A 21,485-nucleotide genomic window follows, 5' to 3' on the forward strand; every position below is an offset into this window, starting at 1 on the left:
GATTGACTCCCTCTTCAAAATAATCGCCTTTGAAGGGGGATTTTTGTTGTTTTTTTCGTAAAAAAGCTTAAAATTTGCGCGATTTTTTTATTGAGGTTTTATTTTCTATGATCATGGACAATTTTGATTCGCCATTTCTCTACAATCGACCAAGTCTTGATGTTGAAGGCGTGAAAAAAGCAATTGTTTATAAATTAATTTTCTTAATTGGTCGTTCACCAAAAGAGGCGAGTCAACGCGACTGGCTAAATGCGACGCTTCATGCAGTGCGTGATTTAGTGACTGAAGGCTGGATTACCACCGCTCGTCAATCTCGTGCAGAAGAAACTCGCCGTGTTTATTACCTTTCCATGGAATTCTTAATCGGCCGTACACTTTCTAATGCGATGATTGCAGAAGGCATTTATGATGTGGCACAAAAAGCCTTGGCTGAATTAAATGTTGATTTAGAAGAGATTATTGAAAAAGAAGTGGATCCTGGTTTAGGTAATGGTGGTTTAGGTCGTCTTGCTGCTTGTTTTATGGACTCACTTGCAACGTTAGCGATTCCAGCAATGGGTTACGGTATTCGTTATGAATACGGTATGTTCCGTCAAAAAATTGAAAATGGCCAACAGGTTGAGCGCCCTGATGATTGGTTAGAAAAAGGTGCACCTTGGGAATTTATGCGTCCATCAAAACGTTTCAGTATTGATTTTGGTGGTCATATTTATTTTGAAGGCAAAAAATGTATTTGGAATCCAGCTGAAAAAGTGACCGCACTTGCATACGACCAAATGATTCCTGGCTATAAAAATGATTCAGCATCAACGTTGCGTTTATGGTCTGCTCATGGTGGTGAGGTGTTTGATTTAGCCGAGTTTAACCGTGGTGATCACTTAGCAGCAGTTGCAACGCGTTCAGCTAACCAAAACCTTTCTCGTGTCCTTTATCCGGATGATTCTACCTGGAATGGTCGTGAATTACGTTTACGTCAAGAATACTTCTTAGTATCAGCTTCTTTACAAGATATTCTTCGTCGCCATTTAAGAACACATGGCACGTTAGATAATTTAGCAGATAAAGTGGCGATTCACTTAAATGATACCCACCCTGCATTAGCCATTCCTGAGTTGATGCGTATTTTAATCGATTTACACGGTTACTCATGGCAAAACGCTTGGGATGTGACTCGTCGTATCTTCTCTTACACTTGCCATACTTTAATGTCAGAAGCATTAGAAACCTGGCCAGTAGAAATGATGGCGAAAATCTTACCTCGTCACTTACAAATGATTTTTGAAATCAATGATCATTTCCTTGAGTATGTGAAAACTTATGTCACTACCGATATGGAATTTATCCGTCGTGTATCGCTTATCGAGGAAGGACATCAACGTAAAGTTCGCATGGGCTGGTTATCTGTTGTCGGTTCTCATAAAGTAAACGGTGTAGCAGCAATCCACTCAGATCTCATGGTTTCTTCAACCTTTGCTGATTTTGCGCGTATCTATCCAGAACGTTTCACCAATGTGACAAATGGTATTACACCACGTCGTTGGCTTGCAGTAGCGAACCCGAAATTAGCGGCTTTATTTGATCAATACATTGGTTCTGAATGGCGTTGCGATTTAAGCCAAATTGAAAAACTTAAAGCGTTTGCAGATAAAGGTGAATTTAAGCGTGCTGTCGCAGATATCAAATACGATAACAAAGTGAAATTAGCAGAATATGTGAAGAAAACACTTAACATCGATTTAGATCCACACGCATTATTTGACGTTCAAGTAAAACGTATTCACGAATACAAACGTCAAATGCTTAATGTGTTACACATTATTGCTCGTTATAACGAAATGTTGGCTCACCCAGAAAAAGATTGGCAGCCTCGCGTATTTATTTTAGCGGGTAAAGCAGCTTCAGCTTACTATGCAGCAAAACAAACGATTCGTTTAATTAACGATGTCGCGAATGTCATCAATAACGATGAGCGCTTAAAAGGTCGTTTAAAAGTTGTATTTATCCCGAATTATAGCGTAAGTCTTGCACAATTAATCATTCCAGCAGCAGATATTTCTGAGCAAATCTCTCTTGCAGGAACAGAAGCATCAGGTACCAGTAACATGAAATTTGCCTTAAATGGTGCGTTAACATTGGGTACACTTGATGGTGCGAACGTTGAGATTTTAGATAACGTTGGTAAGGATCATATCTTTATCTTTGGTAATACGGTTGAACAAGTGGAAGCATTACGTCGCGAAGGTTATCGTCCGTTTGATTATTATCAACATGACGAGCAGTTACGTGAAGTCATTGACCAAATCATTCGTGGTGATTTCTCACCGGAAGAACCGAACCGTTATCATTCTCTAATTCAAGGTTTACAATACCACGATTATTATCAATCCTTTGCTGATTTCCGCAGTTATGTGGAAGCGCAAAAAGCGGTAGATAAAAAATATCAAGATCGTGATGCATGGATAGCAAGTACCATTCAAAATATGGTGAATATGGGCTTCTTCTCATCAGACCGTACGATTCTTGAATATGCGAAAAATATCTGGAAAATTGAACCGTTAAAACTCGAGAAGTAAGTTCTTGTCCACTCATAGAAAACCCTGTCGGATTATTTCCACAGGGTTTCTTTTTATGCTAAAATCCACCGTCAAATTTATTGTTCATTCAGATTAGGAAAAAGTATGAAAGTTTTAGAAGGTGCGGTAGCTGCACCAAATGCTAAAATCGCAGTGGTGATTGCTCGTTTTAACAGTTTTATTAATGAAAGTTTATTAGAAGGTGCGGTAGATGCATTAAAACGTATCGGCCAAGTGAAAGATGAGAATATCACAATCGTTCGTGCACCAGGTGCGTATGAACTTCCATTAGTAGCACGTCGTTTAGCTGAAAGCAAAAAATTTGATGCAATTGTGGCATTGGGTACAGTAATCCGTGGTGGTACCGCTCACTTTGAATATGTGGCTGGCGAAGCAAGCAGCGGTTTAGGTCAAGTGGCAATGCAAGCTGAAATCCCAGTAGCATTCGGTGTTTTAACAACTGAAAACATTGAACAAGCTATCGAGCGTGCAGGTACTAAAGCAGGTAATAAAGGTGCAGAAGCTGCATTAACTGCACTTGAAATGGTGAACCTTTTACAACAAATTGATGCGGCATAATTCCAATGACAGAGAAAAAAGAACCTGTAAAAAAAGTATCGCCACGTCGTAGAGCGAGAGAATGTGCAGTCCAAGCATTATATTCTTGGGCGCTCTCTGGTAACGCACCAGAACAAGTAGAACTCACTTTTGTGGTGGATCAAGATTTAAAAGGTGTGGATAAACCTTATTTTAGCCGCCTTTTCCGTCAAACCGTTGCGAATGTAGAAGCTGTTGATTTCTCAATGAGCCATTATTTAGATCGCGCATTAGATGAATTAGATCCGATTGAAAGAGCTATTTTACGCTTAGCGGTTTATGAACTTCAATTTGAGCCTGATGTGCCGTATAAAGTGGCGATTAACGAGGCAATTGAGGTGGCGAAAGTGTTTGGTGCAGATGAAAGCCATAAATACATTAACGGTGTATTGGATAAAGTCGCTCCTGCATTAGGTCGCAAATAATTATTCAAATGTAGGGTAGACAAATGTCTGCCCTTTGTTTTTGAGTGCAAAGATAAAATGAGTACGGGTGAATTTGATCTTATAGAGCGATATTTATCAATACAAAAAGGCAATCAACACTTTGTTGATTTCAGTATTGGGGATGATTGTGCGATCACCCATATTCCAGAAGGCTATCAGCTTGCTATTACCACTGATACAATGGTCGAGGGCACGCATTTTTTATTTTCCATTTCTCCCCAAGATTTAGCGTATAAGGCTATCGCGACAAATCTAAGTGATTTAGCTGCTATGGGCGCTAAACCCGCTTGGATTTCTCTTGCACTCACATTACCTGAAGTTGATGAAAACTGGCTGAGCCACTTTAGTCAAAGTCTGTTTGATACATTAAATCAATATGATGTAACATTAATTGGTGGCGATACAACGAAAGGTCCACTTTCTATAACCATTACGGCACAAGGTTTCGTACCAAAAGGAAAGGCTTTATTCCGACATAATGCGAAGGTTGGTGATTTAATTTATGTATCGGGCACGTTAGGTGATAGTGCGGCGGGTTTAAATTGGATCTTACAAGGTAAAAGTGCGGTCGATTTTGATACTGAATTTTTAGTAAAACGCCATTTTCATCCGACGCCACACGTTGAATTAGGCCAAGCCTTAGTAGATGTCGCGCATTCATGCATTGATATTTCAGATGGTCTTGTTGCCGATTTCGGGCATATTTTAACGAGAAGCCAATGTTCTGCAGAGATTGAATTATCTTCCTTGCCTTTATCTACCTCACTCAAAAAAACATATAGCTTAGAAAAAGCAGAAGCATTTGCATTAAGTGGTGGGGAAGATTATGAGCTTTGCTTTACGGTTCCTGCAAATAAAAAGGCCGAGATTGAAAAGTTGTCCCAATTATTAAATGTACCTTGTACCTGTATCGGAAAAATTGTTCCGCAAAATAGCAATCAGATTACTTTTTTAAAAGATGGGCAAGTAATCAATTATCAAGCGCCGTCTGGTTTCGATCATTTTAAGGATAAATAATGAATAGTTCACCACTTGATAGAGTCAGCTTAAAAAATCCAGTGCATTTACTTGCATTAGGTTTTGGTTCCGGATTAATTCGTCCAGCACCGGGTACATGGGGAAGTTTAGCTGGAACGATTTTAGGTTCGGCATTATTAGCTTGTCTTGGACTAAAAATCTTCTTAATTTTGACCGCACTTTGCTTTGCGCTTGGCTGTTATCTATGTCAAAAAACTGCAGATGATATGGGCGTTCATGATCACGGCTCCATTGTTTGGGATGAATTTGTTGGGGTATTTATCGTGTTAGCCGCAATTCCAACTTTATCCTTGCCTTGGATTGTCATTGCCTTTGTACTTTTCCGTTTCTTCGATATCTTAAAACCTTATCCTATCCGTTATTTTGATCAAAAACTGGAAAGCGGTTTTGGGATTATGGTGGATGACGTTTTAGCGGCAATCTATGCTGTTATCGTGATCGTGATATTACGCATTGTAGGCTTACCATGCTAAATTTGATGATTATTCATCTTGTTGGTTTACTTTCGCCTGGCCCAGATTTTTTCTATGTCAGCCGAATTTCTGCCATGAGCTCTCGCCGCGAAGCCATTGGTGGCGTGATTGGGATTACCATTGGTGTATTAATCTGGGCTACGGCTGCCGTTTTAGGACTTGCCATTATTTTTGCTACGATGCCAATTATTCAAGGCATTGTGATGATGCTTGGCGGATCGTATTTAGTTTATCTCGGCATTAAAATGGCAAAAGTAAAAACCAATGCGGTCTTTGATGAAAAGCAGAATGCAAATACATCAAATCAATCGACTTTAAAAAGCATTATGAAAGGCTTATTAGTCAATTTATCTAATGCTAAAGTGGTGATTTACTTCAGCAGTGTGATGTCATTGGTTTTAGTGAATATTACCGAAACATCACAAATTTTGACCGCACTTGCTGTGATTACCGTAGAAACCTTTTTATATTTCTACATCATTTCGGTGCTTTTCTCACGTTCTGTTGCAAGACAGTTTTATAGCCAATATAGTCGCTATATTGATAATGCCGCTGGGCTGATTTTTATTTTCTTCGGAATATATTTAATTTATAGTGGCGTTCAACACGCTTTAATTTGATTAAAAAAGGACAAAACATGACATTAAAAATTGCGATCGCCGGTGCTGGCGGAAGAATGGGGCGTCAATTAATTCAAGCCGTACATAATGCAGAAGGAACAGAATTAGGCGCTGCTTTTGAGCGTAAAGGCTCCTCTTTGGTAGGGGCAGATGCCGGTGAGCTTGCAGGTATTGGTACATTAGGTATCAAAGTATCAGATGATTTAAATGCAGAAAAAGACAACTTTGATTTGCTGATTGATTTCACGCGTCCGGAAGGCACGCTTGAGCATATCGCATTTTGTGTTGCTCATAACAAAAAGATGGTAATTGGTACTACAGGTTTTGATGATGCAGGTAAAGCCACAATTCAAGCTGCATCAGAAAAAATTGCCATTGTATTTGCCTCAAACTTTAGCGTGGGGGTGAATTTGGTGTTTAAACTATTAGAAAAAGCCGCTAAAGTGATGGGCGATTATTGCGATATCGAAATCATTGAAGCGCACCATCGCCACAAAGTGGATGCACCATCGGGTACCGCACTTTCTATGGGTGAACACATTGCGAAAACCCTTGGGCGTGATTTGAAAACACATGGCGTATTTTGTCGTGAAGGCATTACAGGCGAACGCAAACGCGATGAAATTGGTTTCTCTACCATTCGTGCTTCTGATGTAGTGGGGGAACATAGTGTCTGGTTTGCCGATATCGGTGAGCGCGTTGAAATTGCTCATAAAGCATCAAGCCGTATGACTTTTGCCAATGGCGCAGTGCGCGCAGGTAAATGGTTAGAAAAACAATCTCACGGATTGTTTGATATGACAGATGTGTTGGATTTGAATAATTTATAAAGAGTAGATAGGATTTTTAATTCACTGATTAAATAACGAACCGTACATGTTATGTGTGGATCGTTATGTTTTTACATGATGAATCTTTGACTTAAACAGGAAAAAGATGAAGAGTATTTTCTCCTTACTTATTGCTTTTTTAGCTATTTATTTGGGTATATCTATAGCGATTATAGTTACTGGAATTGTTTTAGATGCACCTAATATAAACTACAGGTTTATCTTTGAAGACACTTTTAAACCTTCAGTATTTATATTTTTTGTAATTATATTTTTTAGTTATTTAATGGCACCTAAAAAATAGTAAAATTGCATACGGGCAGAGTTCGTTAAGTTTTAATGAATTACAGTTCCAATTCAATATCACTTTCCACCCGACAACAACACAGCAGAATCTCATTGGGTTGAATAAAGGCAAGAGGCGCTTCAGCGTAAGATACCTTGCCTTTTTTGATCTTCACGCGACAAGAACCACAATAACCTGAACGACATTGATATTCATGGTGAATTTGATGTTGTTCTAAAAAGTTAAGCAGAGAAGTTTGGTTATCGAAATCTAAGGTGATTTGTCGCTGAATAAGATGGATTTTCATGAAACAAAATAAAACAAAATTTTGCTCATTATAGAAGAAAGAGAAGTAAAACTCACGGCTCTTTTGTTGTAATATAGCGAGCTAATATTCATCATAAGAGAAGAGCATGCGAACCTTTTTAAAATTAACGTGGATTTCAACCGCACTTTTATTAACGGCTTGTAGCACCATTTCAAAAGAGCCGGTTAAGCATATTGATATGTATGTAAAGCCTTATTACGATGCCAGAGATGGGCGACTTGAACAGATTAATGTGAACAAAGATATTGATGCGTTATTACTGAAAAATACACAAAAAGATTTTGAAAGTGCGGTCAATATTATTGAGAAAAAAGTGGATTTTGTTTCTCCGATGACAATGTTTGCACTTTCTGCTCGTGCTTATGATTTTGGCTTGCGTGATGAAGCGGTAAAATGGTTTTATCGTGGACAAAACCGTTTAATCACCGCGTTATATGTGTTGGATTTAGATAAATTAACAGTATCGAATAACACAGCATTTGGGCAATTAGTGGGACAGCATGTTAATCCATATGCGTTCTGTGATTTGAACAAGCAACACAAAGCGGCGCAAGATGCGATTGACTGGGCTAAAAATCATCCGTATCAGGCGGTGTTTTTACCTCAATTACCAAGCAAGCATCCAGATAGAAAACAAGCGTTAAAAGAAGCAGAAGCAAAACTTGATGCACGTTTAGTTGAGCAAGACCGTTATTTTGCTAATCCTGAAAATAAAGCGAAATGGGAAAAAGAACGCCAAGATAACTTAGTTAATGAACGATTTTGTTGGTAATTTTAAAAATCTTAAGGTTGCTTAAGATTTCATTAAGATTTGTTGTGTTTAATAAGCATCAACAAGGCGGCAATGAGGATAATCCTTCGCTTTGAAACATGATTAATTTATGCTTAATTCTATTTAGGAGAACATGATGAAAAAATTTGCTTTAGCAACCCTTTTAGCTTTATCTACTTCAGCAGCATTTGCTGGTTTTAATGGCAACACTGCACAAGGTGGCTTCCAAGGTGGTGATCAAGGTCAACAACTTACTGTTAAACAAGCATTATCTGCGAAAGATAATTCTATGATTACCTTAGTAGGTAACATCACTCAACAAATTGACGGTGATGAATACGTTTTCACTGATGGCACAGACCAAATCAAATTGGAAATTAAAAAGCGCGTTTGGAATGGTTTAAATGTGGGACCTCAGGATAAAATCCGCGTTTACGGTAAATTAGATAATGAAGCTTTTGAAAAAGCAGAGCTTGAAGTCATTAGCGTTGAAAAAGCGCAATAATTCATATAATTTGAAGTGGTGGGCAAAAGCCCGCCATTTTTTCGTTTTGAAAAAGAGAAAAGTGCGGTCAATATTATGCGAGTTTTATTAGTAGAAGATGATGCTCTCATCGGCAATGGTCTGCAAATTGGTTTAACGAAATCAGGCTTTATTGTAGATTGGTTTACCGATGGTCAAAGTGGATTAAATGCCTTAATCGGCGCGCCTTATGATGCGGTGGTATTGGATTTAACCCTGCCTAAACTGGATGGTTTGGATGTATTAAAACAATGGCGTTCAAATAATCAAGATGTGCCTGTATTGATTTTAACTGCGCGTGATACATTGGATGAACGCATTAAAGGCATTCAACAAGGTGCCGATGATTATCTTTGCAAACCCTTTGCCTTGGCTGAAGTGGTGGTGCGATTGCAGGCATTAATTCGTCGTCGTTATGGGCAAGTTAAACCTCAGATTGAGCATGGCAGTGTCAAACTCGATCCTGCTCAGCGTAAGGCTTGGTTGAATGAGGATGAAATTACATTAACTGGACGTGAATATAAATTACTCGAGCTTTTTATGCTGAATAAAGAACGAGTGCTTTCACGTGCGACCATTGAAGAAAAACTATCAAATTGGGATGAAGAATTAAGTAGCGGTGCATTGGACGTACATATTTATAATTTACGTCAAAAACTAGGTAAACAATTTATTCGTACTGTACATGGCGTAGGCTATGCTTTAGGACAAGTTAATGAAAAATAAACGACTGAGTTTTCGTCTCTTAATCGGTTTAATTGTGACCGCACTTTGCGTGTGGTGCATTGCCACGGTTGTCGCATGGACGGTCGTCAAAAAAGAAGCTAAAGATGTGTTTAATGCACAACAAGTGCTTTTTGCTGAGCGTTTAGCGACGTCTGATTTGAAAAATGTCTTATTAGATGAAAATGCTAACTTTCCACGTGGTGGATTTAAACCACAGAAACGTCATTATGATAATGATGCTTTAGCCTTTGCTATATTTTCTAACAAAGGCGAAAGGCTATTAACCGATGGCGATAATGGCGACAAATTTATTTTTCAAAATAAGACGGGTTTTAGTAAAGAACATATTTTAGATGATGACGACGAATGGCTGATTTATTGGCAACCTGTCGGTAACGGTGAACTTGTCATTGCGGTGGGACAAGAATTGGAATACCGCGAAGAGTTGGTCAATAAAATGGTCTTCAGCCAAACAGGGATTTGGTTTGCTGGATTACCAATACTATTATTGGTCGCTTTTATTGTGATTTATCGTGCATTAAAACCAATTAATCGATTGAGTCGAAACGTACAAGCTCGACGACCAGGTGATGTATCATTATTAGAAACCAATGATGTGCCAACAGAGATTCTACCGTTAGTCCAAAACTTAAATCAATTTTTCACACGTACCAGTGAGCAGTTGGAACGGGAGCGCCGTTTTGTTTCTGATGCAGCACATGAATTACGTAGCCCATTGGCCGCATTGCGCATTCAAACGGAAGTCGCACAGTTGGCAGGCGATGATGCACAAACTCGTGAAATGGCCTTAGCGCATTTAACCCAAGGTATCGACCGAGCAACCCAATTAATTGAACAGCTTCTTATGCTTTCTCGATTAGATAATCTTAAAGAATTAAATCATCAGGAGCCTATTCATTGGTCAGAAATTATAACTTCACTTATCGGTGAGTTATATTTCACTGCACAGCAACGCCAAATCGAATTGCAGTTTGAGCATCAGGGAGATCCTACAGTTAAGCAAGGGCAGCCATTATTACTTGCGCAAATGTTGAGAAACTTGTTGGATAATGCGATTAAATATTGTCCTCAAGGCACTCAGGTTCGAGTAATTTTACAGTCTCGTAAAATTCTTATTGAAGATAATGGCGGTGGTGTTGCGCCAGAAGAATTAGCAAAATTAGGGCAGCGTTTTTATCGTCCTGCAGGACAAAATGAAAAGGGAAGTGGGCTTGGATTGTCTATTGTGGCAAGAATAGCGGAATTGCATCACTATCGTTTCCGATTAGAAAACATTGAATCTAACGGGCAAATTCAAGGTTTACGAGCTATCATTGAGTTATAAAAAAGGGCGTTTAATACGCCCTTATTTTTAAAACACTCCACCAATTAGTTCTAATCGACCTTTCTCAACTTTAATTTCTTTGGCAAATTTCTTAATCAGCATTTGTTTCATGTCACTTTCATCCAAGGTGTAAACTGGCATACGACTTAATAAGGCTGCTACACCATCGCTTAATAGCGGCATAACATCTTGGAGTTGATCCATCACACTATTAGGTTCGCCAGACCAGCGTAAAATTCGCAGATTTTTTAAATAGAGTGCACCTTCCTGTGCGTTATATTCTGGAACGGCATCAAAGGTTAAATGCAATTTAGCCGGATAGGTTTTACCGGATAAACGAATAAGCGTATCAGCCAAACCACTCATTTCAACACGATTACTTTCAGTTTGCCCGATTTGAGTTACTAAATCTTTCAGTGCGTAATCCACAGAAAATAATCCTGGAATACCGAGTTTGTCATTAATCGTGCCTTTTTCACTTAAATATTGGTTAATTTGTTGCTCGCTGATACTGAAGGGAGAGGCTTGTACAGATAGCGTACAGAAACCTAAGGTCAGTATGGTAAGCACTTTTTTCAAAAAATGCATATTTTTCTCCTTGATTGAAAAAGAATAAAAATTTTGTAGAATGTATCGCTTATCTTTTCAATACACAATAAAAATTTAAGTAGAGATTATGACTTTGTCACTTAAAGACCATGTGCAAAAGCTTCTTGAAGAACATCGTGGAGAACGCGTTTTCCGCTTTGAATATTTAGGAAAATATTATTGGTTAAAACAGCCTGAGCAATTAAAAGGGATATGGTTATTATTAAAACCACATCCAAAACAACATTTTAAAGAAGAGTGTGAAATACTACAGCATTTAAATAATATTGGTGCACCAGTACCTAAATTATGCGGTTTCGGTGATGATTATTTAGTATTGGAAGATGCAGGGCCAACATTAAACATCTGGCTGAATGATGAAACATTGTCTTGGGCAGAAAAATCACATATTTTGCATTCAGCGATAGAAATATTGATTAATCTTCATCAACAAGGCATTATTCACGGTCGTCCAGCTATACGAGATATCGCATGGAAAGATGGTAAAATTAGTTTTATGGACTTTGAATCTCATTCAAAAAGCCATAATGAACATTGGTTGATTACACGTGATATGCTAGCATTTTTAGACAGTTTATGTCGTGTGAAAGGCTTAGATGATGAAAAGCTTAATGAATTATTTGATTATTATAAATCTCACTGTCCGACAACTTATTGGGTTGATATGTTGTCATATGTGAGAAGATTTCGTTGGCTTTATTATCTTTTACTTCCGTTCAAACCGATTGCACGAACGGACTTATTGGCCGTTTATCGGTTATTTGAACATTTAACAAAGGAAAATCTATGAAAAAATTATTTTTAGTGGCTGTATTAAGTGCTTTGGTAAGCGCTTGTTCTGTTGGTGTTGGCGCCGGTGGCGGCAGTAATGGTGTAGGCGTTGGTGTAGGCCTTGGTACTGGCTTTGGATTCTAACTATCACTTTAGATAAAGCAAAGTGCGGTCAAAAATCTTAGGTTTTCAAGAAAATTAGTAGAAATCGCTTGATCTTTTGATTTAGATCACTATAATACACCCCATATTTCGGACGCGGGGTGGAGCAGCTTGGTAGCTCGTCGGGCTCATAACCCGAAGGCCGTCGGTTCAAATCCGGCCCCCGCAACCAATAACAAGTTCAGTAAAAAGAACCCCAAATTTGGGGTTTTTTTGTACGAGAAATTTAGAAACTGGGCTTAGGTTCATTGACGAACCTAACCCTTTTTTTATGTCTGAATTTTAAGATTAGGAGCAAAAATTGGCAACATTAGAACAAAAATTGCAAGAGATGCTTCAAGGTGCAGTAGAAGACTTAGGCTGCGAACTTTGGGGGATTGAATGCCAACGTGCAGGTCGTTTTATGACCGTGCGTTTATTCATTGATAAAGACGGTGGCGTAGGCGTTGATGATTGTGCTGATGTAAGTCGTCAAGTGAGCGCGATTTTAGATGTGGAAGATCCAATTGCGGATAAATATAACCTAGAAGTATCATCACCAGGTCTCGATCGTCCATTATTTACGCTTGAACAATTCCAACGTTATGTAGGCGAGGATATCGCCGTACATTTACGTATTCCCGTTTTAGATCGTCGTAAATGGCAAGGTAAATTGGAAAAAATTGAAAATGACATGTTGACACTTATTGTTGATGGTCAGGAACAAGTTCTTATTTTTGGCAACATTCAAAAAGCCAATGTAATCGCAAAATTTTAAAGGAGAAAAAGGAAAATGAGTAAAGAGATTTTGTTAGCTGCTGAAGCAGTATCTAACGAGAAGTTATTACCACGTGAAAAGATTTTTGAAGCGTTAGAGAGTGCAATTGCGCTTTCAACGAAGAAAAAATATGACTATGAAACCGATATTCGTGTGTCTATCAACACCAAAACAGGGGAGTTTGATACATTCCGTCGCTGGTTGGTTGTGGATGAAGTTAAAGTGCCAACAAAAGAAATGACATTAGAAGCGGCACAATTTGAAGATCCTAATATTCAACTTGGTGATTATGTTGAAGACCAAATTGAGTCTATCGCATTTGACCGCATTGCAATGCAAACCGCTCGCCAAGTAATCAGCACTAAAATCCGTGAAGCAGAGCGTGCAAAAGTGGTTGAGCAATTCCGTTCTGAAGAAGGTAAGATTGTTACTGGTACAGTGAAAAAAGTAAATCGTGAAAGCATTATTTTAGATTTAGGAAATAAAGCTGAAGCCGTGATTATGCGTGAAGATATGCTTCCACGTGAAAATTTCCGTCCAGGCGATCGTGTACGTGGTGTGCTTTATAAAGTGAATCCAGAAAGCAAAACCGCACAATTATTTGTGACTCGTGCAAAACCTGAAATGTTAATCGAGTTATTCCGTATTGAAGTACCAGAAATCGGCGAAGAAATGCTTGAAATCCGTGGTGCAGCTCGTGATCCTGGTTCTCGCGCGAAAATTGCGGTGAAATCTAACGATAAACGTATTGACCCAGTTGGTGCATGTGTGGGTATGCGTGGTGCACGCGTTCAAGCGATTACCAATGAATTAGGTGGGGAACGTGTGGATATCGTACTTTGGGATGATAATCCAGCACAGTATGTAATCAATGCGATGGCGCCAGCTGATGTGACATCAATCATTGTGGATGAAGATAACCACTCAATGGATATCGCAGTTAATGCTGATAACCTAGCACAAGCAATTGGTCGTAACGGTCAAAATGTACGTTTAGCGACACAATTAACCGGTTGGACATTAAACGTAATGACCACTGAACAATTAAATGAAAAACATCAAGCGGAAGATATTAAGGTATTGAATTTATTTATGGATAAATTAGGTCTTGATGAAGAGTTTGCTCAAATCTTAGTGGATGAAGGTTTTACTTCATTAGAAGAAGTGGCTTATGTTCCTGTGAGTGAACTGACTGCAATTGATGGTTTAGAAGATGAAGATCTTATCGAAGAGTTACAAGGCCGTGCAAAAGATGCGATTACTGCAGCCGCTGCGGCAGAAGAAGAAGCCTTGAAAAAAGCGAATATCGAAGATCGCTTATTAAATCTTGAAGGCATGAATCGTCACATTGCCTTTAAATTAGCTGAAAAACAAATTACTACACTTGAAGAACTTGCGGAGCAAGGTGTAGATGATTTAGCTGATATCGAAGAATTAACCGCAGAGCAAGCCGCTGATTTCATTATGGCTGCTCGTAATATTTGCTGGTTTAGCGAAGAGTAAGGAGTTTAATAATGACTGAAGATGTAAAAAATGCGGATGCAAATGCTCCGAAAAAACTAAGTATTCAACGCAGAACAAAAACAACTGTAAGCAGTGCTACTGCTGGCGGTAAAGCAAAAGCGGTACAAGTTGAAGTACGTAAAAAACGTACTGTACCAACAGATGCTGCTAAAAAAGCGGAAGAAGCAGCAAAATTAAAAGCCCAGCAAGAAGCTGAAGCAGCTGAAAAGAAAGCAGCAGAAGAAAAAGCACGTTTAGCTGCTGAAAAAGCGAAAGCCGAAAAAGCTAAGGCTGAAGCAGAAAAAGTTGCGAAACCAGCACCAAGTGCGGTTGAAAATAAACCTAAATCTGTTGATCCTGAAAAAGAAAAACGTAAAGCAGAAGAAGCAGAACTTCGTCGTAAAGCGGAAGAACTTGCTCGCCAAAAAGCAGAAGAGCAAGCGCGTAAAGCAGCTGAAGAAGCTAAACGTTATGCTGAGTCTGACTCTTCAAGTAATGATAGTTCATCAGAAGATTACACGGATTATAATTTAAGCTCTCGTTATGCTTTAGAAGCAGAAGACGAAGAAGAACGTCGTAACGAAAATCGTGGTCGTGGCAAAAATAAAGTCGCTAAAGCGAAAAAAGAACGTGATGACGTGAAGAGCGGCAATAAAAATGAGCGCGAATCGAATCGTAAAAATCAAAAAGACGGTAAATTCGGTAAAGGTAAAAATGGTAAAAAAGGTGCCGCATTACAACAAGCCTTCACAAAACCTGTTCAAGTTGTAAAACAAGATGTTGTTATTGGCGAAACCATTACTGTTGCAGAATTAGCAAATAAAATGGCAACCAAAGCGACTGAAATCATCAAAGCAATGATGAAAATGGGCGAAATGGTAACCATTAACCAAGTACTTGACCAAGAGACGGCACAATTAGTGGCAGAAGAATTAGGTCACAAAGTGATTCTTCGCAATGAAAATGAGCTCGAAGAAGAAGTATTAGGCGATCGCGATGTTAATGCAGAAAAAGTGACTCGTGCACCGGTTGTAACGATTATGGGTCACGTTGACCATGGTAAAACCTCATTACTTGACTACATTCGTAAAGCGAAAGTCGCAGCAGGTGAGGCGGGTGGTATTACTCAGCACATCGGTGCGTACCATGTAGAAATGGATGACGGCAAAATGATCACCTTCTTAGATACCCCGGGACACGCCGCATTTACCTCAATGCGTGCACGTGGTGCGAAAGCAACGGATATCGTCGTTCTTGTCGTTGCTGCAGATGATGGTGTGATGCCTCAAACCATTGAAGCGATTCAACACGCGAAAGCAGCGGGTGCGCCTTTAGTAGTTGCGGTGAACAAAATTGATAAGCCAGAAGCAAACCCAGATCGCGTAGAGCAAGAATTACTTCAACACGAAGTGATTTCTGAGAAATTCGGTGGTGATGTACAATTCGTGCCGGTTTCTGCGAAGAAAGGTATGGGTATCGATGATTTATTAGATGCTATCTTACTTCAATCAGAAGTACTTGAATTAACGGCTGTAAAAGACGGTATGGCAAGCGGTGTTGTGATTGAATCTTACCTTGATAAAGGTCGTGGTCCAGTTGCAACCATTCTTGTTCAATCTGGTACATTACGTAAAGGTGATATCGTACTTTGTGGTTTTGAATATGGCCGTGTTCGTGCAATGCGCGATGAAAACGGTAAAGAAATCGATGAAGCTGGTCCATCTATTCCTGTTGAGGTGTTAGGTCTTTCTGGCGTACCAGCAGCAGGTGATGAAGCAACCGTAGTGCGTGATGAGAAAAAAGCACGTGAAGTAGCATTACACCGTCAAGGTAAGTTCCGTGAAGTGAAACTTGCTCGTCAGCAAAAAGCTAAACTTGAAAATATGTTTAGTAATATGACTGAAGGTGATGTGGCTGAACTGAACATCATCGTGAAAGCAGACGTACAGGGTTCTGTGGAAGCGATTATTCAATCGTTACAAGATCTTTCTACTGATGAAGTGAAAGTGAAAGTTGTCGGTTCTGGTGTAGGTGGTATTTCTGAAACTGATGCAACCTTAGCTGCGGCTTCTAATGCGATTATGGTCGGCTTTAACGTACGTGCGGACGCTTCTGCTCGCCGTATTATCGAAGCAGAAAATATTGACCTTCGTTATTATTCTATCATTTATGAACTATTAAATGATGTGAAAGCTGCAATGAGCGGTATGCTACAACCTGAATTCAAACAAGAAATCATCGGCTTGGCTGAAGTACGTGATGTGTTCAAACATCCGAAATTTGGTGCAATCGCAGGTTGTATGGTGACCGAAGGTGTAGTAAAACGTAACAATCCAATCCGTGTATTACGTGATAATGTGGTAATCTTTGAAGGTGAATTGGAATCTCTCCGTCGCTTTAAAGATGACGTAGCTGAAGTCCGTAATGGTATGGAATGTGGTATCGGCGTTAAAAACTACAATGATGTAAAAGTCGGCGACCAAATCGAAGTATTTGAAGTTGTTGAAATTAAACGTTCAATCTAATCGATAAAAAGAGCGGTCAAAATTCAACGTATTTTTGACCGCTTTTGTCATTGGAGCTAAAAATGGAATCAATGTTTGGTTGGGCGGCTATCAATGCTATTTTGGTTGCTTATGGGTTTGGGCAGAAGAAATGGAAATTTTTAATTATCCCAATCGCTGTAAAACTTTGTTTTTGGATTGCAAGCATTTATCATGCCCAGTCATCCTATGAAGAACATGGTGCAGACTGGAGTCTAGTTGTTGTAGTGATGGATGTCATAATGAATGTTATCGCACTACTCATTGGCGTGGGGATAGGTTTTTTTCTTCGCCGAAATAAAACCAAATCAGAGAAATAATTTGTAACCTAATCAATGTAGGTAATATTTACTTAGTAAGGGAAATATTATGGCAAGAGAATTTAAACGTAGCGATCGTGTTGCACAAGAATTACAAAAAGAAATCGCCATCATTTTGCAACGGGAAGTAAAAGATCCCCGTATTGGCATGGTAACCGTGTCAGATGTGGAAGTATCAAGCGATTTAGCTTATGCAAAAGTGTTTGTCACATTTTTGTTTGATCATGATGAAGTGGCGATTGCACAAGGCATGAAAGGGTTAGAAAAAGCGGCACCTTATATTCGTTCATTAGTGGGTAAAGCAATGCGTTTACGCATTGTGCCAGAAATTCGTTTCTTCTACGATCAATCCTTAGTTGAAGGGATGCGTATGTCTAATTTAGTAACAAACGTAGTACGTGAAGACGAAAAAAAACACGTTGAGGAAAATGACTAATGTCGAGACCTCGCAAGCGTGGGCGTGATATTGATGGTGTATTTTTATTAGATAAGCCACAAGGCATGTCGTCTAATGACATTATGCAAAAAGTTAAACGCGTATTCCAAGCGAATAAAGCTGGGCATACTGGTGCGCTCGATCCATTAGCAACCGGTATGCTGCCTATTTGTTTAGGTGAAGCCACAAAGTTTTCCCAATTCTTATTAGATGCAGATAAACGCTATGTGGTCACAGCAAAATTAGGTGAACGCACGGATACCTCTGATGCTGAAGGACAAGTGGTCGAAAAGCGTCCTGTTAATGTGGAAATATCACAAATTTTGACCGCACTTGAACAATTCCGTGGTGATATTTTGCAAGTGCCAACCATGTTTTCTGCATTAAAGCACAATGGAAAACCGTTATATGAGTATGCTCGCGCAGGCATTACAGTGGAACGTGAAGCACGTCCTATCACGATTTTTGAGCTAAACTTTATTGAGTATCAAACACCTTTTCTAACCTTAGAAGTGCATTGTTCGAAAGGAACCTATATCCGTACGTTAGTGGATGATTTAGGTGAAATGTTAGGTTGTGGTGCTCATGTGACAGTGTTACGTCGAACTGTGGTTGCGGATTATCCAACAGAAAAGATGATGACATGGGATGCTTTGCAGGCGCTTGCAGAGCAAGGTGATCTTGCACAACTTGATCGACATCTTTTACCGACAGATACAGCAGTCAGTAAATTACCCGCATTACAGCTAAATACCGAGCAAAGTAAAGGTATCGGCTTTGGACAACGAGTTAAATTTGCTAATGAAGCCAAATTGCACGGTCAAGTGCGGTTGTTTTCTGACGAGAATATCTTTTTAGGCGTAGCAGTTGTAGATGATAACAATGTGATTCGTCCGCAGCGCTTGATTACGCAATCTCTCTAACTATTTGCCTTTCTTTTTTAATTCCAGTAATCTCACCTGTAACCTTTTAATTGCAATCTATGTAAATAAGATATTACAGGTGAATTATGGATGCTCTTAACCATTTACGTCAGGAAATTGATGCACTCGATCGTGAACTGATTCAACTTTTTGCTAAACGCCTCGAACTGGTAACCCAAGTAGGCGAAGTAAAGCATGAAAAAGGTTTACCGATTTATGCACCAGATCGTGAATTAGCGATGTTACAAGCTCGCCGAGAAGAAGCGGCTAAAGCAGGAATCTCTCCACAACTTATTGAAGATGTGCTGCGTCGTTTCATGCGTGAATCTTATTCCAATGAAAATCAATTTGGTTTTAAAACCCTGAATCCAGCCATTAACAAAATTGTTATTGTCGGTGGTTACGGAAAAATGGGGCAGTTATTTGCCCGTTATTTGCGTGCTTCTGGTTATCCTATTTCTATTTTAGACCGAGATGATTGGGATGTGGCAGAACGCATTTTAACGAATGCGGATGTTGTTATTGTCTCAGTACCGATTGATCACACGTTAGAAACAATAGAACGTTTAAAACCCTATTTAACGGAAAATATGCTGCTCGCGGATCTCACCTCCGTGAAACGTGCACCCTTGGCTAAAATGTTAGATGTGCATAAAGGGGCAGTGGTTGGGCTGCATCCAATGTTTGGTCCCGATATTGCGAGCATGGCAAAACAAGTGGTTGTGCGTTGTGATGGGCGCTTTAGTGAGCGTTATGAATGGTTGTTAGAGCAAATTCAAATCTGGGGTGCAAAAATTTACCAAATTGATGCAGCTGAGCATGATCATAATATGACGTACATTCAAGCATTACGTCACTTTTCTACTTTTGCGAATGGTCTGCATCTTTCCAAACAACCTGTCAATTTAAGCAATTTATTGGCGCTATCTTCCCCGATTTATCGCTTGGAATTAGCCATGATTGGTCGTCTATTTGCCCAAGATGCGGCACTTTATGCCGATATTATTATGGATAAGCCAGAAAATTTAGACGTGATTGAAAGCTTGAAGCAAACGTATGAAGAAGCGTTACAATTTTTTGAAAAAGGCGATCGCCAAGGGTTTATTGATGCTTTCCATCAGGTGAGAGAATGGTTTGGGGAGTATTCAGATCAATTCTTGCAGGAAAGTCGTCAGTTATTGCAACAAGCTCATGATTTACGACATGTATAAAATAAAAGTGCGGTTGATTTTCACCGCACTTTTGTTTTGTGATTTATTGTCTTGCTAAGCGTAAATTTTGCGGAATTTCCTCAAAGTTAGAACGGAATGGATTAATATCCAATCCACCACGGCGCGTATAACGCGCATAGACGGTGAGTTTTTCTGGTTTGGCGTAATGCATCAAGTCACAGAAAATACGCTCGACACATTGCTCGTGAAACTCATTATGCTGACGGAAAGACACAATGTAGCGGAGAAGTTTTTCGCGATCGATTTGTTTACCCACATAATGAATTTGCACGGTTCCCCAATCCGGCTGACTGGTGATCAGACAGTTAGATTTCAATAAATGGCTTACTAAGGTTTCTTCCACCACGTTATCGGACGTACAATTTTGCAAAATGTCTGCATCAAATTCGTAGCTGTGGATTTCGATATCCTGCTCGTCAATGCAATCGCCCGTTAACGTATCAATACGTTGTCCTTGATAGTGGGATAATGGATGTAAACGTACTTTGACCTCGCCTTGGGCACAAGCACTTAAATCTTCTCGCATAGTGCGTTCTACGCTAGCAAAATCAGCAAATTGACTTTGGTTAAAGCTGTTTAAATAGAGTTTAAAACTTTTCGATTCAATTAAATTTTCACTGCGATAATCAATTTCCACATCAGCAATGGCGACTTGCGGCAAACCTTTTTGATTTAACCAGGAAATTTCATAGGCTGTCCAAATATCCGCCCCTTGGGTAAATGGCTGTTGTTCGGTTATACCTAAGCCATCACGATTGAGTTTGCGTGGTACGGGTTGTAACAAAGTGCGGTCATAATTTGCTGCATATTCTGTTGCTTGACCGAGTTTTAAAGATTGAAGACTTTTATCTTGATAGTTCATTTGTTTTCCTAAATGACGAAAGCATTATAAAAAATTCCACGACACATTCGAGACTAATCGACATTGGTCGCATTTAAAGTAAATTACATCAAATAGTGGCGCGTCTAATGCCCAATTACCACCACATTGCGGGCAACTGCGTTGTTGTTCAGATTCTAAAGAATGGCCTCCGACACGGTATAAATAATAATAGGTCGGTATGCCGCTTTCTTTTTCAATTTCTGCAGCAAGGTAGCGTCCATGTTTGCTGAGCGTGCTATTAACCTCGGCGATTTCGTTTAACGATTCTTTTTCTAAAACAGAACCATTCATTTGCAACTGATCGCAAGCTTGCCAATTTTCCTGCCATTTAATCAAATCTTGGCTTAAGTGTGGTTGATTTTTTAGCTGTTTATAGAGCGGAATTGGAGAAAAATCTTCTCCGCTATGTAACGGTGAGCAAGATTGTAAATGTGTGGTGTAGAGCATTTGCCATGTTGGTCGGCTACATTCTGCGGTGCTGTCCGCATTTAAATCATCGGCAATAATTTGAAAACCTTGAAAATTTAAACCGTTTTTTTCAGCATTTTCCATCGCCTGATTCACAGATTGATTATTGTTTTCGGGTAAAAGGCTATCTTGCTCAGGGCAAATAACGCGCATCGCAAAACCTTGTTTGCCATCTTCTTCCATTAAATAAAGCGGGATTTCACGGCCGATAATTTGTCCGTTATAACGCCATTGGTCGATGACTGCATTGAGCAAACGGCTTTGTTGGCCAATGTCGTTTTCTAAGGCGGTCAATTTAAAAAAGGGTTCGATCAGATACAT

General features: G+C 39.4%; 24 protein-coding genes and 1 tRNA gene. 21 read left to right on the plus strand and 4 right to left on the minus strand.

Going from position 1 to position 21,485, the window contains the following annotated elements:
- The first annotated feature begins 107 nt into the window (after window positions 1-107).
- The 7 genes from DPV85_RS04190 to dapB all read left to right on the plus strand — a co-directional run bounded on the left by DPV85_RS04190 (window position 108) and on the right by dapB (window position 6,577).
- Window positions 108-2,573: a glycogen/starch/alpha-glucan phosphorylase gene (locus DPV85_RS04190; RefSeq protein WP_111327168.1), complete on the plus strand. Its 2,466-nt coding sequence runs from the start codon at window positions 108-110 to the stop codon at window positions 2,571-2,573.
- A gap of 105 nt (window positions 2,574-2,678) precedes the next feature.
- Window positions 2,679-3,152: a 6,7-dimethyl-8-ribityllumazine synthase gene (gene ribH / locus DPV85_RS04195; protein ID WP_005695997.1), complete on the plus strand. Its 474-nt coding sequence runs from the start codon at window positions 2,679-2,681 to the stop codon at window positions 3,150-3,152.
- Window positions 3,153-3,157: 5 nt separating this feature from the next.
- On the plus strand, window positions 3,158-3,595 hold the full coding sequence (gene nusB, locus DPV85_RS04200) for a transcription antitermination factor NusB (RefSeq protein WP_070775395.1): 438 nt from the start codon (window positions 3,158-3,160) through the stop codon (window positions 3,593-3,595).
- 57 nt (window positions 3,596-3,652) lie between these two features.
- The gene (thiL, locus tag DPV85_RS04205) at window positions 3,653-4,633 is read left to right on the plus strand and encodes a thiamine-phosphate kinase (RefSeq protein WP_111327169.1); all 981 of its coding nucleotides are present in this window, start codon (window positions 3,653-3,655) and stop codon (window positions 4,631-4,633) included.
- Window positions 4,633-5,127: a phosphatidylglycerophosphatase A family protein gene (locus tag DPV85_RS04210; protein WP_165816474.1), complete on the plus strand. Its 495-nt coding sequence runs from the start codon at window positions 4,633-4,635 to the stop codon at window positions 5,125-5,127. The genes thiL and DPV85_RS04210 overlap by 1 nt, the downstream gene beginning before the upstream one ends.
- Entirely contained in the window at window positions 5,121-5,747 is a 627-nt protein-coding gene (locus DPV85_RS04215) for a LysE family transporter (RefSeq protein ID WP_111327171.1), read from the plus strand. The genes DPV85_RS04210 and DPV85_RS04215 overlap by 7 nt, the downstream gene beginning before the upstream one ends.
- Window positions 5,748-5,764: 17 nt before the next feature.
- Window positions 5,765-6,577 (plus strand): 4-hydroxy-tetrahydrodipicolinate reductase, encoded by an 813-nt coding sequence (gene dapB / locus DPV85_RS04220; RefSeq protein WP_111327172.1) that lies wholly within the window; start codon window positions 5,765-5,767, stop codon window positions 6,575-6,577.
- 344 nt (window positions 6,578-6,921) lie between these two features.
- Here dapB and yfaE read toward each other — a convergent pair whose 3' ends face one another.
- The gene (gene yfaE, locus DPV85_RS04230) at window positions 6,922-7,170 is read right to left on the minus strand and encodes a class I ribonucleotide reductase maintenance protein YfaE (RefSeq protein WP_111327174.1); all 249 of its coding nucleotides are present in this window, start codon (window positions 7,168-7,170) and stop codon (window positions 6,922-6,924) included.
- 106 nt (window positions 7,171-7,276) lie between these two features.
- Here yfaE and DPV85_RS04235 point away from each other — a divergent pair, with 106 nt between their 5' ends.
- The 4 genes from DPV85_RS04235 (at window position 7,277) to qseC (ending at window position 10,557) form a co-directional block, all read left to right on the plus strand.
- Window positions 7,277-7,963, plus strand: a complete 687-nt coding sequence (locus tag DPV85_RS04235; RefSeq protein WP_049355676.1) for a hypothetical protein — start codon at window positions 7,277-7,279, stop codon at window positions 7,961-7,963.
- 136 nt (window positions 7,964-8,099) lie between these two features.
- A complete protein-coding gene (locus DPV85_RS04240) occupies window positions 8,100-8,468 on the plus strand; it encodes a YgiW/YdeI family stress tolerance OB fold protein (RefSeq protein ID WP_165816480.1) in 369 nt (122 codons plus the stop codon).
- Window positions 8,469-8,543: 75 nt separating this feature from the next.
- The gene (locus DPV85_RS04245) at window positions 8,544-9,212 is read left to right on the plus strand and encodes a response regulator (protein ID WP_111327263.1); all 669 of its coding nucleotides are present in this window, start codon (window positions 8,544-8,546) and stop codon (window positions 9,210-9,212) included.
- On the plus strand, window positions 9,202-10,557 hold the full coding sequence (gene qseC, locus DPV85_RS04250; protein WP_111327176.1) for a quorum sensing histidine kinase QseC: 1,356 nt from the start codon (window positions 9,202-9,204) through the stop codon (window positions 10,555-10,557). Before DPV85_RS04245 ends, qseC begins: the two co-directional genes overlap by 11 nt.
- A 27-nt stretch (window positions 10,558-10,584) precedes the next feature.
- Here qseC and DPV85_RS04255 read toward each other — a convergent pair whose 3' ends face one another.
- The gene (locus tag DPV85_RS04255) at window positions 10,585-11,145 is read right to left on the minus strand and encodes a YceB family lipoprotein (RefSeq protein WP_111327177.1); all 561 of its coding nucleotides are present in this window, start codon (window positions 11,143-11,145) and stop codon (window positions 10,585-10,587) included.
- A gap of 88 nt (window positions 11,146-11,233) precedes the next feature.
- Here DPV85_RS04255 and DPV85_RS04260 point away from each other — a divergent pair, with 88 nt between their 5' ends.
- The 10 genes from DPV85_RS04260 to tyrA all read left to right on the plus strand — a co-directional run bounded on the left by DPV85_RS04260 (window position 11,234) and on the right by tyrA (window position 19,792).
- The gene (locus DPV85_RS04260; RefSeq protein WP_111327178.1) at window positions 11,234-11,956 is read left to right on the plus strand and encodes a BUD32 family EKC/KEOPS complex subunit; all 723 of its coding nucleotides are present in this window, start codon (window positions 11,234-11,236) and stop codon (window positions 11,954-11,956) included.
- Window positions 11,953-12,081, plus strand: a complete 129-nt coding sequence (locus tag DPV85_RS10025; RefSeq protein ID WP_005696016.1) for a hypothetical protein — start codon at window positions 11,953-11,955, stop codon at window positions 12,079-12,081. Before DPV85_RS04260 ends, DPV85_RS10025 begins: the two co-directional genes overlap by 4 nt.
- A 113-nt stretch (window positions 12,082-12,194) precedes the next feature.
- Window positions 12,195-12,271: transfer RNA gene (locus tag DPV85_RS04265), tRNA-Met, on the plus strand.
- 129 nt (window positions 12,272-12,400) lie between these two features.
- The gene (gene rimP / locus DPV85_RS04270) at window positions 12,401-12,856 is read left to right on the plus strand and encodes a ribosome maturation factor RimP (protein WP_049364144.1); all 456 of its coding nucleotides are present in this window, start codon (window positions 12,401-12,403) and stop codon (window positions 12,854-12,856) included.
- Between the two features lie 15 nt (window positions 12,857-12,871).
- A complete protein-coding gene (gene nusA / locus DPV85_RS04275; protein WP_049368807.1) occupies window positions 12,872-14,359 on the plus strand; it encodes a transcription termination factor NusA in 1,488 nt (495 codons plus the stop codon).
- A gap of 11 nt (window positions 14,360-14,370) precedes the next feature.
- A complete protein-coding gene (infB, locus tag DPV85_RS04280; RefSeq protein WP_111327179.1) occupies window positions 14,371-16,884 on the plus strand; it encodes a translation initiation factor IF-2 in 2,514 nt (837 codons plus the stop codon).
- Window positions 16,885-16,946: 62 nt separating this feature from the next.
- Entirely contained in the window at window positions 16,947-17,222 is a 276-nt protein-coding gene (locus DPV85_RS04285; RefSeq protein WP_111327180.1) for a hypothetical protein, read from the plus strand.
- A gap of 49 nt (window positions 17,223-17,271) precedes the next feature.
- Complete coding sequence (gene rbfA / locus DPV85_RS04290; protein ID WP_005696020.1) at window positions 17,272-17,658, plus strand: 30S ribosome-binding factor RbfA; 387 nt, start codon at window positions 17,272-17,274, stop codon at window positions 17,656-17,658.
- On the plus strand, window positions 17,658-18,581 hold the full coding sequence (gene truB / locus DPV85_RS04295; RefSeq protein WP_111327181.1) for a tRNA pseudouridine(55) synthase TruB: 924 nt from the start codon (window positions 17,658-17,660) through the stop codon (window positions 18,579-18,581). Before rbfA ends, truB begins: the two co-directional genes overlap by 1 nt.
- 86 nt (window positions 18,582-18,667) lie before the next feature.
- Entirely contained in the window at window positions 18,668-19,792 is a 1,125-nt protein-coding gene (gene tyrA / locus DPV85_RS04300; protein ID WP_111327182.1) for a bifunctional chorismate mutase/prephenate dehydrogenase, read from the plus strand.
- Window positions 19,793-19,835: 43 nt separating this feature from the next.
- Here the strand turns inward: tyrA and queF are convergent, their stop codons facing one another.
- Together queF and DPV85_RS04310 are read right to left on the minus strand one after the other, a co-directional pair.
- Window positions 19,836-20,675: an NADPH-dependent 7-cyano-7-deazaguanine reductase QueF gene (gene queF / locus DPV85_RS04305; RefSeq protein WP_111327183.1), complete on the minus strand. Its 840-nt coding sequence runs from the start codon at window positions 20,673-20,675 to the stop codon at window positions 19,836-19,838.
- A gap of 24 nt (window positions 20,676-20,699) precedes the next feature.
- On the minus strand, window positions 20,700-21,485 hold the full coding sequence (locus DPV85_RS04310; RefSeq protein ID WP_111327184.1) for a Zn-ribbon-containing protein: 786 nt from the start codon (window positions 21,483-21,485) through the stop codon (window positions 20,700-20,702).

The organism is Haemophilus parainfluenzae (assembly GCF_003252725.1).
In the GTDB taxonomy this organism is placed as follows: Bacteria; Pseudomonadota; Gammaproteobacteria; order Enterobacterales; family Pasteurellaceae; genus Haemophilus_D; species Haemophilus_D parainfluenzae_L.

Bases quoted from the DNA above. Each gene is read 5' to 3' on its own strand.
- DPV85_RS04190 (WP_111327168.1), top strand. From the start codon at position 108: ATGATCATGGACAATTTTGATTCGCCATTTCTCTACAATCGACCAAGT.
- ribH (WP_005695997.1), top strand. From the start codon at position 2,679: ATGAAAGTTTTAGAAGGTGCGGTAGCTGCACCAAATGCTAAAATCGCA.
- nusB (WP_070775395.1), top strand. From the start codon at position 3,158: ATGACAGAGAAAAAAGAACCTGTAAAAAAAGTATCGCCACGTCGTAGA.
- thiL (WP_111327169.1), top strand. From the start codon at position 3,653: ATGAGTACGGGTGAATTTGATCTTATAGAGCGATATTTATCAATACAA.
- DPV85_RS04210 (WP_165816474.1), top strand. From the start codon at position 4,633: ATGAATAGTTCACCACTTGATAGAGTCAGCTTAAAAAATCCAGTGCAT.
- DPV85_RS04215 (WP_111327171.1), top strand. From the start codon at position 5,121: ATGCTAAATTTGATGATTATTCATCTTGTTGGTTTACTTTCGCCTGGC.
- dapB (WP_111327172.1), top strand. From the start codon at position 5,765: ATGACATTAAAAATTGCGATCGCCGGTGCTGGCGGAAGAATGGGGCGT.
- yfaE (WP_111327174.1), bottom strand. From the start codon at position 7,170: ATGAAAATCCATCTTATTCAGCGACAAATCACCTTAGATTTCGATAAC.
- DPV85_RS04235 (WP_049355676.1), top strand. From the start codon at position 7,277: ATGCGAACCTTTTTAAAATTAACGTGGATTTCAACCGCACTTTTATTA.
- DPV85_RS04240 (WP_165816480.1), top strand. From the start codon at position 8,100: ATGAAAAAATTTGCTTTAGCAACCCTTTTAGCTTTATCTACTTCAGCA.
- DPV85_RS04245 (WP_111327263.1), top strand. From the start codon at position 8,544: ATGCGAGTTTTATTAGTAGAAGATGATGCTCTCATCGGCAATGGTCTG.
- qseC (WP_111327176.1), top strand. From the start codon at position 9,202: ATGAAAAATAAACGACTGAGTTTTCGTCTCTTAATCGGTTTAATTGTG.
- DPV85_RS04255 (WP_111327177.1), bottom strand. From the start codon at position 11,145: ATGCATTTTTTGAAAAAAGTGCTTACCATACTGACCTTAGGTTTCTGT.
- DPV85_RS04260 (WP_111327178.1), top strand. From the start codon at position 11,234: ATGACTTTGTCACTTAAAGACCATGTGCAAAAGCTTCTTGAAGAACAT.
- DPV85_RS10025 (WP_005696016.1), top strand. From the start codon at position 11,953: ATGAAAAAATTATTTTTAGTGGCTGTATTAAGTGCTTTGGTAAGCGCT.
- nusA (WP_049368807.1), top strand. From the start codon at position 12,872: ATGAGTAAAGAGATTTTGTTAGCTGCTGAAGCAGTATCTAACGAGAAG.
- infB (WP_111327179.1), top strand. From the start codon at position 14,371: ATGACTGAAGATGTAAAAAATGCGGATGCAAATGCTCCGAAAAAACTA.
- DPV85_RS04285 (WP_111327180.1), top strand. From the start codon at position 16,947: ATGGAATCAATGTTTGGTTGGGCGGCTATCAATGCTATTTTGGTTGCT.
- rbfA (WP_005696020.1), top strand. From the start codon at position 17,272: ATGGCAAGAGAATTTAAACGTAGCGATCGTGTTGCACAAGAATTACAA.
- truB (WP_111327181.1), top strand. From the start codon at position 17,658: ATGTCGAGACCTCGCAAGCGTGGGCGTGATATTGATGGTGTATTTTTA.
- tyrA (WP_111327182.1), top strand. From the start codon at position 18,668: ATGGATGCTCTTAACCATTTACGTCAGGAAATTGATGCACTCGATCGT.
- queF (WP_111327183.1), bottom strand. From the start codon at position 20,675: ATGAACTATCAAGATAAAAGTCTTCAATCTTTAAAACTCGGTCAAGCA.
- DPV85_RS04310 (WP_111327184.1), bottom strand. From the start codon at position 21,485: ATGTATCTGATCGAACCCTTTTTTAAATTGACCGCCTTAGAAAACGAC.